Here is a 12,708-nt window from a genome sequence, read left to right as displayed (position 1 = left end):
GCCCAATCGCGCCGCCCCCTTTTCGGCCCCGGCCGCACGAGGTCCATCATGGCGTCTCCGGCCGCTGAACTGAAGGTCGCCCGCCAGATCCTGGGCTGGGATGCGCTGACGATGGCGCGCGCGCTACGTCTGGTCGGCACGCCGGAGAAGCTGGAGGCACGCATCCAGGATATGGAGGCCGGAAAGCGCGACATCAGCGGGCCGGTCAAGGTCGCGATCGAGGCCTTCAGCGGCTGGCGGCCGACCGGATGGGTAGAGCCCGTTTAGGACAAGCAGACCGGCGGACGGTCTGCTCGCCCGGATCAGCAGGAGAAGCGAACCGCGTCCCAGACGGCTTCCATGAGGTCGGCCGTGGTTCCGGCGGTCTGCGGCGCTACGCTGACGGACATGCCGATGTCGTAGGCATCGAGGAAAGACACGGTCTCGGGGGTCAGCGTCGCGGTGGTCACAAGCCGGTAGGCGGCGCGATCCGGGGCGTGCCATGCCCCCAGCGACCGTCTGCGACCCACCAGTTCGATCTCCCCGATCAGCCAGCAGGGATCGAGATCCACCGCCACGCCCAGAAGGGCGCGGGCGAAGTTCTTGTCGAGGGCCTTGGCGGCGTCGTACTGCTTCAGCTCCAGTCCTAGGACCGGCGCTCCCGGATAGGGCTGCGCCTTGGTTCCGGACCGCGTGCCATGGCAAGTAAGGCGCGAGTTGAGACTGATGTCGATCTCGTGGGACGCACCGCTGAGACCCTTGTGGCGCAGACCGGCATGCAGTTCGAGGTGAGGACCCTCATCACCACCGATCCGAAAGTAACCGGCCTCGACGAGGGGATCTCCGGTCTTGGGCGCCATGTACCCTGGGCCACCGCGAATAATGAGGTCGGCCGTCGACTCTCCGGTCGAGTTGCGAGCTTTCGCTAAGGGTTTCAGGTCAGCCGCGATCTTGAGGTAGAGCCAAGCCTCGAAACGTTTGCCGAGACCGAGCGCCAGGTCCGGCTGGGCGATCGCTAGGTCTGTCGAGGCCAGAGCGATCTCCTGGGTGAACTGCTCTTCCAGAGACGGCGTAGCGGTGAGCGGCGGCGAACTCATGGCAGGTCTCCGGCGTCGCCCGACAGGGCCGCACGGGCACGGGCCACGACGAAACGGAACCTCTTTTCGAACATTTCCAGCGCCACGCTCCGGTCTTCGTCGATGAGATTGACGTCGCTGAACCGGTCAAACGACACGGTTTCGAGTTCGAGCACCCTGGCGAGCTTGGGCATAGCCCTTGCGATCGCCATCTCTCGTGTGAGCCAGCCGCCGACGACCTCTTCCAGAACGAGGAGCTGGCCCATGCCGTCATAATCGGTCGGTTGGCGGCGTGATTTCAGCGCCGGCCCTTCGCGACGTGGCGGCGCGTCATCCGCGCTCCAGCCTTCGGACGGCTCATCCTGGTCAGAGGACAGTCGCGCGACAACGTCTTCAGCCAGGCTGTAGAGTGGGCTTTCAAGAAGACCTCGGAGTATTGCGCGCACCAGGGGATGTAAGTCCTCCATCAGGGTCGGGGCCGTCCTATTCGGTGAGTAAGTCTCCAGACTAGTTCGGTCGCCGGTCGAGCGACAGAGGCAGATTGCGGTCCGGTCGACCGGGCAGCGTCGTCGGCTCGCCGACGCCGACGGACAGGAAGATCGATGTGTCTTCGTCCGCATCGGCGCGACGGCGCCGAGTTGTGTCGTCGTCGCGAAGAGCGACGACGACTTGCCCCCACACAACGCCCTCCGATCTTGTCATATCACCCCGGAAGTCAACGGCTGCGCCGTTCCCCTCCACGGGTCGCAAGAGGCGACCCGCTCCGGTGACTGCCGGGGACCCCGATATGGCCAAGACCGGGGTCGTTGCGCATGGGGCGCTCGACATTCTCAAGGAATGTTCCAATGACCTTCTACAGCCATCCCTTCATCGCCTCCGCCGCCCAGAAGTCCGACTCCGCCTTCGACGACCTGACCGCGTCCCTGGGTGAGGATCGTCCGCACCCGACGGAGGATGCCCTGGTCCAGCTCGGGCGCGCGCTCATGACCGAGCTGGTGGACGTGATTTCCGACACGGCGCTGGAAGACTACCAGACTATCCTGGGGGAGGCGTTGATCGGCGCCTTCCATTCGGCGGCCGGACGGATCGAACGCGATGCGGATCGGGCCCGCGACACGATGAGAACGCTCGACCGACACTTCGACGGATCGGAGGCGGCCGACACCGAGCTTCAGGAAGCGACGGCGAAGGCCAAGGCGGGCGATGCCGCGACGCAGGCCTGCGAACTGATCCGGGACGCGGCCTCCGAAACCTGGACGGTCGCGACCGGGGAGGTCTGGACGGCCTGGCGCGGATCACGGCGCGGCACGCATCTGACGGCGGCGCAGCTGGAAGCGAAACAGGCGATCCGGGCGATCCGCAACCGGAAATCCGGAGAGGCCGATCCAGGCGGTCCGGTGATCGCCTTCCGGGGCGCGCCGACGGCCGACACGGCGGAGGATGCGGGCCGGATCTTCGACGCCCTCAACTGGGCGAAGGAGACCTGGCCGGACATGGCCCTGGCGACGACCGGGGCGAAGGGGTCCGAGAAACTGGCGATCAGATGGGCCCAGCAGAAGGGGGTGAAACTCATCCTCGCCCGGGCGGATTTCGATGCGCACGGCAAAGCCGCTCCCTTCCGGGCGAACGAAGAGCTGATCGCGCTCGAGCCGGAAGTTTGCCTGACCCTGGTCCATTCGGTGGCGGGGATGCGGGAGGATCAGCGGCCGTTCGGACCGGCGCTCAACCTCGGGCAGAAGGCGATGGAGAACGGGCTGCGACACGTCTCCATCAAGGCGCGCGCAGCCTGACACATCAGGACTGAGATCAACGACCCGCTCGGCTTCGGCCGGGCGGGTTTTTGTTTGTCATCCGGTGGCGTCCGACGTCCGGAGCGGCCTCGACGAGAACATCCCGGCGCAGGAGAGGAACGCGGCGGTTTCTGTTGATCGGGCATGTCGAGAGATGATCGGAATGTATGACAATCTGCAAAAGAGGTCGGAGGGCAAGATAAAAGGGTGTTTTTGGCGCTGCGCTTTTCTTCTATTCTGACCGTGACTTAGTCGAGACGCGCGGACCTATGGGCGAGTTGCGTTGAGTTGCCGCCGGGGAACAGCCTCGGGGATATCTGAGGAGCGGTCTGAATGCTGATCCGCGACGCCATTGGAGAGAGGATGGCCGCCGGCTCCCGCGAGAACCCAGAAGGCGTCCGCGTCAGCCTACCGATCCGGCTGAAGAAGGACCGGCCGTGCGTTCGCAAGGGCATGATGCAACGGCTGGCGAGTTCCAGGGCGTTCGCGCTCGGCGACCGATCCGGCGTCCTGAAGGCGGCGCAGAACCGGTCGGGCCGGGCCTTCCGTCTCGACGTTCGCCAGAAGGTCATCGTCAAGGCGCTGGTCTCGCGTCATGTCGGCCGAGGCGCCGATCGGGCTGCCGCCCAGGGCAAGCATATCGCCTACCTCGGCCGGTCCGGCGCCGGTGTCGAAGGCGAGCGTCCGGAGTTCTTCGATCGCGAGGTCGACGGGATCCGGCCGGCCGCGGAGACCGACGGCTGGAGCGATGACCGTCACCATTTCCGGTTTATCATCTCGCCCGAGCACGGCGAGCGGCTCGACATGAAATCCTATGTCCGCGAGGTCATGGGACGGGTATCTGCGGACCTCGGAGAGCCCGATCTGAAATGGGTCGCGACCTGCCACTACGACACCGATCAACCGCATGCCCACGTCTTGGTTCGGGGACGGCGGGAGGACGGCCGGGACCTCGTCATCCCTCGCGACTACATCGGCTACGGCTTCAGGGCGCGGGCGCAGGAGGTCGCGCAGGAGCGCCTCGGAGACCTGTCGCGGGTGGAGGCCGAGCGACGGATCTGGAAGGAGACCGAGGCGAACCGGTTCACCGGCTTCGATCGGCGCCTGATCGCCGAGGCGGACGGCGGCCGGATGGTGGACGACGGCGTAGGGACGACCGACGCCTGGGCGGCCCTGACGCGCGGTCGGCTGAGGCATCTGGAACAACTGGGTCTCGCGACCCGCGTGGGGCGGCGATACCGCCTCGACGAGGACATCGAGCCGAAGCTCAGGACCCTGCAGGCTCGCCGGGACATCATACGCACGCTGAACCAACGCCGGCTGGAGGGGGCGAAGGAGGTGCGGCCTTTGGGTCTTGAGCGCGTGCGGGGCGTGGTCGTGAAGGCGGGATTCCATGACGAGGCGGGCGCTTCTGCTTTCGTCGTGCTGCGTGACCAGAGCGGCGTCGAACACTATGCGCGGCTGCGGGCGGGGAGTCCTTTCCTGACTGCGGGCAGGACGGTCACGCTCCAGCCGATGTCAAACGGGTTGGCTCAGGTCGTGAGCGGGCGGGGCGCGGACCTGTCGCGTTAGGGTCGATGGGCCCCGCCAGCGCCGCGTGGCGGATCGTTCGACATGGATTCTCGGGCTTTCGGGCCATCAACCGTCCGTCCTGTCGAGGGCTTCCCGGGAGCATGTCAGCCCGTCGGACCCGGACCTCGTAGGGAACGTCGCGGTCAGGACGGGGACGGGCCGTTGGGTTGAGCCTGGCAGCGGCGCAAGGACTGCGGATCAGGCGGCCTTGCCGTCATCGTAGGACGAACTCGATTGCTCGACGGCCTCGGCGTGAACCACAGCCCAGGCGCACAGAGCCTCGAAGGGTTGGCGAAGCGAGTGTCCCAGAGGCGTGATTGCATACTCCACCCCGATAGGCGTCGTCGGCAGAACGGTGCGCGTCACCAGACCATTCCGCGCCAACCGCTTCTGAGCGTCCGCCAGCGCCTTGTGAGCAATGCCATCCAGCCGTCGTTTGATCTCGTTGAAACGCGAAGGCTGGGGGCAAAGGACGGTCACGATCATGATGGTCCATTTGTCCGCGATCTCGTCGAGCACGGCCCGCACGGGCGGGCCGGCGATACTGGCTCGATGACGATGTGGAGACGAAGCTCAGGACAGCCCTAACCGTCGAGTTTGTCGACCAGTCCCAGGCTGTCGAACCACGGCTTGCCATTGCGATCGTTGTTGGCAATACGCTTCAAGTCCTTGAGCACGAGCCCACGACCCGCCTCCGTGTCCAAGCTTCCTGTCGACCATGGCGCCGTCCAGAACTCGTAGGTCTGGCGTTCCAAGATCTTCTCGACATGTTGCCGGACCTGATCGAGGTCCTTGAGGCTTTCAATCTGATCGAGCGCTTCGGCACGAGCGATGACTGCGTCGATGATGTACTGGGAAAACGCCACAATCCCAACTTTGGAAAGCAGTCGGGACGTCGCGTCAGTCCAGGCGAGGGGCCATTTGGTCTGCACCGTTCTCCATATCTCGAGAAAGAAGTCTACAACCGCATCGTAGCCCTTGGCGTCTGCGTCGGTCGAAGTCACAGCCATCTGTTGCTGGAGGTAAAGCAGCGCGGCCTCGAAGGCGTTGGGCGGGATCGCGCGGAAGGCAGCGGTGTCGTTATTGCGCGGCCATTTGAGTCGCCCTTTGAATGGACTGTCCGCTTCGGTGTCGATCGTTTCCAGATAGGTCGGAGCGCCGTTCGATTTCATCCGCGCCGAACGGGTGAGGCGGGCGTCGAGATCATCCAGTTGGTAAGCGAGTTTGAGCGCCTTCATATGGTCGGGACTGACCCGGGCGACTTTGTTGTTGATCACCAGAAACTGAAAGGCGATTTCTGCATCGCTGGCGCCGAGCAGCAGCACGACCGACACGTGCATCTGCGGATCGAACTCGTTGATGCCGAAAATCCGATGCTGCCCATCGATAATGAGGCCGGGCAATTCCTCCGCCTCATCGACGTCGATCGTGATCGAGACTGGGGAGACGCCGGTCTTGCCGATGGCCGCACCGTCTATGCCGTTGATCGCGCTGAACGGGAGGGCGACAGTCAAGGCGGTCGGGATAGTGTTGGCTGGATCTGCCGTCAGGAACTGTTTGATCGACCGCGTTCTCGTGTCGTTCTTGCGTCTCTGCACACCCTTGAGGTTGTTGTGCTCAAGGCGATCGACACGAGCCCACTGGAGTATCTGACCAGCCGGGGCGGACAGCATGCAAAAAGCCGTCTTGGCGCTGCCGCGCTGGGAATAGACCAGGGCTGGATAAGTGTATTTGGCCATTGTCATTTCAAAGTTGGGGCAAAACCGAGAGGTCGTGCACGGAGTTATTATAGAACCAGTCGCCGTCGTAATCGGGGCTTATCTTCTCACGGATCCGTACGGGCCCGATCCGCTTGAGGGCGTCCTTGAGAGTCGTCTTGTCCCGCTCGGCTAGACGTGTTGCGGCGCGCCGTTGCAAAGCCATGTCCCCAATTCGCCCGCCCTCAATCGTTTGGCCGAAAAAGGCGTTGTCAACGACAACCCCGAACATGTCCCAGCCTATGCGGTCTTTCTTACGCGTGTTGCACTCCTCGCAAACCGGCAGAAGATTGGCTTCGCCGCTAATGCCACCGAGCGATTGGGGCCAGAGATGATCGAGCGGATATCGGCCATCGAGCTGGAGTCCGCAGACGTAGCATTGGGCATGGCCATCTGCGCCGCGCATTTCGTTGTGAACATCTCGGCGCGTCGTCTGTGAGATCGACTGCCGTGACACCCGGGCGCATTCGAACGCAAGGTTGCCAAGCACAGTGAGTATCGGATCGCTAAAGCTCATGCCCATAGGCGAAACGCAGTATTGTTTGACCTCGCTGACGACTGTGTCGCGGAACTGCTCCGCCTCGAAGGTGCCCTCGAGAGACCGAGTAAGTACCTTATCCGCCCGACGCGCAAGACGGGTGCAGGCATCGGAGATCGCCGCATGAGTCAGCGCCTGACCAGGCCGACCGTCGCCATCAAGCCAGGCAAAGCCAATCAGCCCTTGGGGCCCAGCCTGATCTCCGAGAGCATTGTACCACCAGTCGCGAATGGCGAACCACAGGCGTTCGCCTGGGGAAGTGGCCTCGAAACGCAAACGCGGCGACCGAATGAGAAACGGTTCATACATAGAGGGAGGCACAACTCGCGCGCGTGGGGGCTCTCATTAGCGCTGTTTCCGAAACGCGCCAATGGCCCGGAGCAAGAACCGGAGTCGTGCCGTTTCGCGGACCAGGACTTGGCGGGCACAAGGAGCCCGATCAGACTGCCTGGGAGCGTCTCAACGATCGGGCGAATAGGGCCGATTATCGGGCCGATGGGCCGTCGAGAGAACCCTGTCTTGACCATCCGGGAGTAGGGTTCATCTGCAAACAGTGGAGGAGAACCGCGCGGCAGCGTCGACCCAACTCCTGCCGCAAGCTTCTGCGGCATCACCCGAGCAACGTCATCGGCGGGACTCTATTCTTCCTCGTCGTTTTCGTGCTGATCGCCGGCTTTTCGAGACGGATCAGTTGCCCGCCTGGCGGCGGGCGAGGGGTGTCAGGATCACAAGGCCGGTTTCGACCAAATGACGGTCATCGTGTCAGTTCTCCCCTCGCTCCGACGGTGGAGCCGGCCTCCTCAAGCCGCGTTCGAGCGGCGGCAAGGGCCGCAGACGTAAAGCTGGCCGCGAACCGCAAGAGATGGCTTCAGCCGCCAATGCGGGCAGTCCATAGGCCATGATCTCGTCAAGCCTTCGGTGCGCTTCAGCGCGCTGTACTTCAGGGCGCGACCTCGCCGTCTCTGGCGATCTTCGGACGCATGCGGCGCATGCGGCGCATGCGCCAAACCCTGCGGCCGTTCAACCGCCGCAGGACCTCGACGGCATCAACCGTCTGCGAGCAGGCATGTTCGACCGTCCCCAGCGTCCGGCCGGCCGAGACCTCTGCGAGACGACGGAGGGCGGCCTGTTCGACCACGGGGATCGACCTAAAGCGCTCTTCGCCATTCCGCGCAGCGCTCCGGGATCGGTCTCTGAGGCAATGAACGCAACCGCCTTGACCTCGACAGGCGTCAGGCTCGGGGGACTGGTGCGGGAGGGGGCTCCGGCGGCTTGGACTCAGCATCGGCCCTCATCTTGTCCTGTCCTTGTGGCGAAGACCAGGCGCGACTTCTACGACTGGGCTAAGATGTCCGCTGTCTTGCGAGCCGGGCAGCCTTCCTCCCTTGACGAGTGATAGGCCAGTGAGGCGGCGACACGCTCGAACCGCCGCATGTCGGAGCACTCAGCCGCGAAAGCTTGGCCAATAAACACGCCGTCTGCGATCGCAGCTATGGATTTACGGTAAAACAGGTGGGAAACTACACGCAGATGGCGTGATTTGCGTCAAAAAACTGCGTAAAAGATACGATCGTTTGGTGCAAAAACCGTGACACTTGTGATTACCAACTGCAGCAAGAGGAAGCGTTTGCCCGTCGACGAGACCCTGTTGGCGGGAACCTTAGCGCCAGGATCTTCCCCGGAGGTCGCCAGGGCCTGGACGGCTCGGTTGCGCACGAGGGCTCCGGTCGGCCCCGCCGAATCTCTCTACGGTGGGCGGGGTTTTTCTGAAGCCCGCCGGGCCGCGCTCTTGCTTGGCGCACCGTTAGCGATCGTGTCCGCCGGGCTTGGCCTGATCGACGGCGAAACGCTGGCTCCTTCCTATAGTTTGACGACAGCAGGGCGCGATCCAGACAATGTTCTCGCCAAGACCACCAGCGGCGCCGCTGCCTGGTGGTCAGCGCTGCAAGAGGCGACGCCATTCCGCAGTCGGGCGGTGGAAACCGAGACAGGTCTTATCCTCGCCGCCCTGTCTGCCTCCTATGTCGGCATGGTCGCTGAAGACTGGTCGGCCTGGCCTCCCGAGAGGCTTGGCCGTTTGCGCTTATTCACCAAAGGCCGGCCGCAGGGTCCGGCGGCGGCCTTGGCCGGAGCCTGGATGCCGTATGACGATCGTCTCGATGCGGTCGGTGCCGAGTTGGCTGGGACGCAGAGCGATTTCGCCCAGCGAGCGCTTCGCCATTTCGCGGAGGCGATCAAGGGAAGGGGATCTGCGGACCTCGACCGTGCGGCGGTGATGGAGGCCTTGGGCGACCATAAAGCCCGTGAGGTGCCAATCCGCGAACGCGCGTCGGATGACAGGATCGAAGCGGCGATCCGCGCCCACTGGGCCGCCGTGGACGGGCGCTCGGCCCTGATGCTGCGCCACCTCCGTGACGAACTCGGCATGGCCTGTGAGCAGGGACGCTTCCGGCGGTTGTTCCACTCGGCTCGCGTCAGCCTTCAGGCGGGGGCGGGCGCATGAGCCGCGGGCCGAAGGTGACGGTCCGCGCGCTCAGGACCCGTCAGGGCGATGACATTGACGTCTACGCCTTCTTCCTGCCGGGCGACCAGGTCACCCAAATTGCCGACATCACCCGATTACGCCGTGGCGACGGAAAGCTCGACGGGTTTCAGCGCAAGGAAATCCGGGCTCATGTCTCCGAGATTACCGACTTCCTGAGTCAAGGCGCGGTTCTGTTTCCGAACGCCATTATTCTGGCCTTGTCGCCTCAGGTCCGGTTCAAACTGGCCCGTGGCCCTGCGGGAGAGGACACCGCCGTGCGCAGCGGCGAACTGATCATTCCCATCCGTCCCGAAGGGCAGCGCGCGGCTTGGATCGTGGATGGTCAGCAGCGTTCGCTGGCGCTGGCCCGAGCCAAAAAAGCCGACCTGCTGGTGCCCGTGGTGGCCTTCGTCTCCGGTGACCTGGAGACCCAGCGCGCCCAGTTCATTCTGGTTAACAAGGCAAAACCCCTGCCGCCTCGCTTGATCGATGAGTTGCTGCCCTTGATGTCCATGGCTCTGCCGCGATCGCTCAAGGCGCGGCAGGTGCCCAGTGCCCTCTGCGCTGAGTTGAGTGACAATCCAGCCTCGCCCCTGAACGGCATGATCAAGCGGGAGTCCCAGAACGACAACGCCGCAGCCGTGGTCACCGATACGGCCCTGACCAAGGCGATCGCCGCCAATCTCAGGCCGGCGGGCGCCTTAGGAGCCTATGACGCGGAGAGCGGTCTCGATGCCATTCTGCAGGCTCTGTGCACCTATTGGGGGGCGGTGAGAGACGCCTTTCCCGACGCCTGGGGCCGCTCGTCGAGCGACAGTCGCCTGATGCATACTGCAGGCATCCAGGCCATGGGCGCTTTGATGGACCCCATCTGGACGCGGGCCGACGCTAGTGAGAATCCGGATGCGGAAGTCGCCGCCGCTCTGGCGCGGATCGCGCCTCACTGTCGCTGGACTGAAGGAACCTGGGAGGGGTTGGGTTGGGCCTGGAATGACGTCCAGGCGACAGGCCGGCACATCAAGGGACTAAGCGAACACCTGCTCAAGCTCGACCGTGAACTGTCGAGGCCCGCGCGATGAAGTTCATTTTCGCCGACAGCCTCGACTATGTCGATCCGGGCTACGACTTTCTGAACGATCGCAACGCTCCGGGCCGCAAACCCTATTGGGACGACGCCTATCCACACGAAATCCTCGGCTATGCGCCGTACCACGGCATGCTGGTCTCGCGCGGGATCGTCGGCGATGGCCCGGTGAAAGGAAAATACACCGACGCCCAAGCCATGCGGTTCCGTCGGGTCGGCGCGAGGGAGTTTCTTCGCCTCAATACCCCGGAGTTCGCTGAGCTCGCCCTGTTCGGGGATTGCGGCGCTTTCACCTATGTGAAGGAGGACAATCCTCCCTACACCCCGACCGATACGATGGAGTTCTACGAGGATTGTGGCTTCACTCACGGCTGCTCGGTCGATCACATCATCTTCGACTTCGACGAAACCGCCGTCGGCATGGAGGGCGGAAATGCCGAAGCCCATCGCCGGTTCGAGATCACCCTTGAGAACGCGGCGGCCTTCCTGACGGAGGCCCGCCACGTCGGTCGGTTCACGCCGATGGGGGTGGTCCAGGGCTGGTCGCCTCAAAGCATGGCTGAAGCCGCGCGCCGCCTTGTCGCCATGGGTTATGATTACCTGGCCATCGGCGGGATGGTTCCGCTGAAATCGGACCAGATCAAACGCTGCCTCGTCGCCATTCGTGACGTGGTGCCACCGTCAACCCGGTTGCATATCCTCGGCTTCGCCAAGGCCAACGACATTCACGAATTCGCCTCCTTCAATGTCACCAGTATCGACACGACGTCACCGCTGCTGCGGGCGTTCAAGGACGACAAGCAGAACTACTGGCTCGGGGATGGGCCCAAGCTCACCTATTACACCGCGATCCGCGTTCCCCAAGCCATCGAGAACCCGCGTTTGCAGGCGCACGTGCGGCAAGGGGATTTCAAAGCGGAGGCATTGACGCGACTGGAGACCCACGCCCTAGCGGCCCTGCGAGCCTACGACCATGATGATCAGGATCTCGAAGACGTGCTTGAGACGGTGCTCGCGTACAATGCCGTCCTCGCCACAGGCCAGGCGTACGAACACGTCCGCAACAGCGCGACGATGGAAAAGCTGCGCGGCCGCTACCGCACCACACTGGCCGACAAGCCGTGGCGCAAATGCGATTGCCGCATCTGTCGCGATGTCGGCATCGAGGTGATGATCTTCCGCGCCAGCAATCGCAACAAGCGTCGCGGCATTCACAACTTGGCGGCCTTCAAAACCGTGGTTGACGCCCTGCCATCCAATAAGAACGAGAGACTATGACGAGCCTGACCTTCATGGCCGCCCGCGCGCGCCAAAGCGCCGAACACGACGTCCTGACCTTCGCGGCGACGGCCGGACAGGTGTTGGAGTTCGCCGAGATCGACCGGGTGGGTCGCGATGAGTCGGGAACGCTGAGCGGCTTCCAACGCCCCCAGATCGCCGGCCATATTCGCGAAATCCGCGATTACATCGAGACGCCGACGGCCATCCTGCCGAACGCGATCGTCGTAGCCTTCACACAGGGCGTCGTCGTAGAGGATAGGGGAGACGGGATATGCCGGGTGACGATCGATCTTGAAAAGGGTCCAAAGGGCCTGATCGTCGACGGCCAGCAGCGTCTGACGGCGCTCAGCCTGTCGTCCCGGCAGGACTTCCAGCTCTTCGTGTCCTTGATGCTGTGCAAGGACGAAGCCGAACTCCGTCGCCAGTTTGTCCTGGTAAACAACACCCGGCCCCTGCCCAAATCGCTGATCTACGAGCTGCTGCCGACGGTCGACGGCCTGCCGGACCGCATGCAAAGCCGTCAACTGGCGGCGAAACTGACGGATCGGCTGAACTTCAACCAGGCCTCTTCGCTGAAGGGCCAGATCCATCTGCACACCAATCCCTCGGGCGTCATCAAGGATACCGCGATCCAGAAGGTGCTGATGAACTCCCTGAGTGACGGCATCATGCGGGCGATGGTCACCGAGCCGAACGGGGAGCGCCAATGCTTTGAGCTCATCAGCGAGTTCTACAAGGCGGTCGCCATGGCGTTTCCAACCGACTGGTGGGGTCACAAGGCCAACACCTCCCGTCTGGTCGGCGGCGCCGGCATCCAGTCCCTGGGCCATGTCATGGAGACGCTGGCCCAGCTGGACGACGCGCGCACCTGGAGCCAGTTTCTGAAGGGGCTGGCCTGCCTCGAAGGCCGGACGGCCTGGACGGAAGGCAGCTGGGATTTCGGCAATGGCGACGTGCGTCACTGGAAGGCGGTCAATGTCACCGCCACCGACGTCTCGGTCCTGTCGCGATATCTGGACGGCATCGTGCGCCGCGATGTGCGCGCCCGTCGGGCCAGGCTCGCGGACGCGGTCGAAGCCCAACCAAGCCTGCTCTAATCCTCCGACT

13 protein-coding genes are annotated in these 12,708 nt (G+C 63.8%); 7 read left to right on the top strand and 6 right to left on the bottom strand.

Features of this window, described 5'->3' with window-relative positions:
• Positions 1–48 precede the first annotated feature (48 nt).
• Positions 49–267 carry a hypothetical protein gene (locus tag AC3ISA_RS03690; RefSeq protein WP_066629718.1) on the top strand — a complete coding sequence of 73 codons (219 nt, stop codon included), beginning with the start codon at positions 49–51 and terminating at the stop codon, positions 265–267.
• 35 nt (positions 268–302) lie between these two features.
• Here AC3ISA_RS03690 and AC3ISA_RS03685 read toward each other — a convergent pair whose 3' ends face one another.
• Together AC3ISA_RS03685 and AC3ISA_RS03680 are read right to left on the bottom strand one after the other, a co-directional pair.
• A complete protein-coding gene (locus tag AC3ISA_RS03685) occupies positions 303–1,076 on the bottom strand; it encodes a hypothetical protein (protein WP_066629716.1) in 774 nt (257 codons plus the stop codon).
• Complete coding sequence (locus AC3ISA_RS03680) at positions 1,073–1,321, bottom strand: hypothetical protein (protein ID WP_157076494.1); 249 nt, start codon at positions 1,319–1,321, stop codon at positions 1,073–1,075. The genes AC3ISA_RS03685 and AC3ISA_RS03680 overlap by 4 nt, the downstream gene beginning before the upstream one ends.
• A gap of 579 nt (positions 1,322–1,900) precedes the next feature.
• Between AC3ISA_RS03680 and AC3ISA_RS03675 the strand changes: the two genes are divergently transcribed.
• Both AC3ISA_RS03675 and AC3ISA_RS03670 read left to right on the top strand, forming a co-directional pair.
• Positions 1,901–2,845, top strand: a complete 945-nt coding sequence (locus AC3ISA_RS03675) for a DUF2493 domain-containing protein (protein ID WP_066629703.1) — start codon at positions 1,901–1,903, stop codon at positions 2,843–2,845.
• A 333-nt stretch (positions 2,846–3,178) separates the two neighbouring features.
• The gene (locus tag AC3ISA_RS03670) at positions 3,179–4,417 is read left to right on the top strand and encodes a DUF3363 domain-containing protein (protein ID WP_489179385.1); all 1,239 of its coding nucleotides are present in this window, start codon (positions 3,179–3,181) and stop codon (positions 4,415–4,417) included.
• Positions 4,418–4,615: 198 nt separating this feature from the next.
• On the opposite strand, the gene AC3ISA_RS03665 is transcribed toward AC3ISA_RS03670, so the two are convergent.
• The 4 genes from AC3ISA_RS03665 to AC3ISA_RS03650 all read right to left on the bottom strand — a co-directional run bounded on the left by AC3ISA_RS03665 (position 4,616) and on the right by AC3ISA_RS03650 (position 7,850).
• Entirely contained in the window at positions 4,616–4,945 is a 330-nt protein-coding gene (locus tag AC3ISA_RS03665; RefSeq protein ID WP_489179384.1) for a winged helix-turn-helix transcriptional regulator, read from the bottom strand.
• A gap of 56 nt (positions 4,946–5,001) precedes the next feature.
• Positions 5,002–6,156, bottom strand: coding sequence for a DGQHR domain-containing protein (locus AC3ISA_RS03660; RefSeq protein ID WP_066629698.1), 1,155 nt, complete (start codon positions 6,154–6,156; stop codon positions 5,002–5,004).
• Between the two features lie 7 nt (positions 6,157–6,163).
• Positions 6,164–6,988, bottom strand: a complete 825-nt coding sequence (locus AC3ISA_RS03655; RefSeq protein WP_489179383.1) for an HNH endonuclease — start codon at positions 6,986–6,988, stop codon at positions 6,164–6,166.
• A gap of 664 nt (positions 6,989–7,652) precedes the next feature.
• Entirely contained in the window at positions 7,653–7,850 is a 198-nt protein-coding gene (locus AC3ISA_RS03650) for a hypothetical protein (RefSeq protein WP_489179382.1), read from the bottom strand.
• Positions 7,851–8,525: 675 nt separating this feature from the next.
• On the opposite strand from AC3ISA_RS03650, the gene AC3ISA_RS03645 reads away from it, so the two are divergent.
• From AC3ISA_RS03645 to dbpB (AC3ISA_RS03630), 4 genes are read left to right on the top strand one after another with little or no spacing between them, the layout of a single operon-like run.
• A complete protein-coding gene (locus AC3ISA_RS03645) occupies positions 8,526–9,215 on the top strand; it encodes a hypothetical protein (protein ID WP_489179381.1) in 690 nt (229 codons plus the stop codon).
• Entirely contained in the window at positions 9,212–10,315 is a 1,104-nt protein-coding gene (gene dbpB / locus AC3ISA_RS03640; RefSeq protein WP_489179380.1) for a DGQHR domain-containing protein DpdB, read from the top strand. Before AC3ISA_RS03645 ends, dbpB (AC3ISA_RS03640) begins: the two co-directional genes overlap by 4 nt.
• Positions 10,312–11,598, top strand: coding sequence for a tRNA-guanine transglycosylase DpdA (gene dpdA / locus AC3ISA_RS03635; protein ID WP_489179379.1), 1,287 nt, complete (start codon positions 10,312–10,314; stop codon positions 11,596–11,598). Before dbpB (AC3ISA_RS03640) ends, dpdA begins: the two co-directional genes overlap by 4 nt.
• A complete protein-coding gene (dbpB, locus tag AC3ISA_RS03630; RefSeq protein WP_489179378.1) occupies positions 11,595–12,698 on the top strand; it encodes a DGQHR domain-containing protein DpdB in 1,104 nt (367 codons plus the stop codon). The genes dpdA and dbpB (AC3ISA_RS03630) overlap by 4 nt, the downstream gene beginning before the upstream one ends.
• Positions 12,699–12,708 lie beyond the last annotated feature (10 nt).

The organism is Brevundimonas sp. KH_058 (assembly GCF_057838505.1).
This window is presented reverse-complemented; position numbering and strand designations above follow the sequence as displayed.

Coding starts and splice junctions, on each gene's coding strand:
- dbpB (WP_489179380.1), top strand. CDS start 9,212: ATGAGCCGCGGGCCGAAGGTGACGGTCCGCGCGCTCAGGACCCGTCAG.
- AC3ISA_RS03690 (WP_066629718.1), top strand. CDS start 49: ATGGCGTCTCCGGCCGCTGAACTGAAGGTCGCCCGCCAGATCCTGGGC.
- dpdA (WP_489179379.1), top strand. CDS start 10,312: ATGAAGTTCATTTTCGCCGACAGCCTCGACTATGTCGATCCGGGCTAC.
- AC3ISA_RS03685 (WP_066629716.1), bottom strand. CDS start 1,076: ATGAGTTCGCCGCCGCTCACCGCTACGCCGTCTCTGGAAGAGCAGTTC.
- dbpB (WP_489179378.1), top strand. CDS start 11,595: ATGACGAGCCTGACCTTCATGGCCGCCCGCGCGCGCCAAAGCGCCGAA.
- AC3ISA_RS03660 (WP_066629698.1), bottom strand. CDS start 6,156: ATGGCCAAATACACTTATCCAGCCCTGGTCTATTCCCAGCGCGGCAGC.
- AC3ISA_RS03680 (WP_157076494.1), bottom strand. CDS start 1,321: ATGGGCCAGCTCCTCGTTCTGGAAGAGGTCGTCGGCGGCTGGCTCACA.
- AC3ISA_RS03675 (WP_066629703.1), top strand. CDS start 1,901: ATGACCTTCTACAGCCATCCCTTCATCGCCTCCGCCGCCCAGAAGTCC.
- AC3ISA_RS03670 (WP_489179385.1), top strand. CDS start 3,179: ATGCTGATCCGCGACGCCATTGGAGAGAGGATGGCCGCCGGCTCCCGC.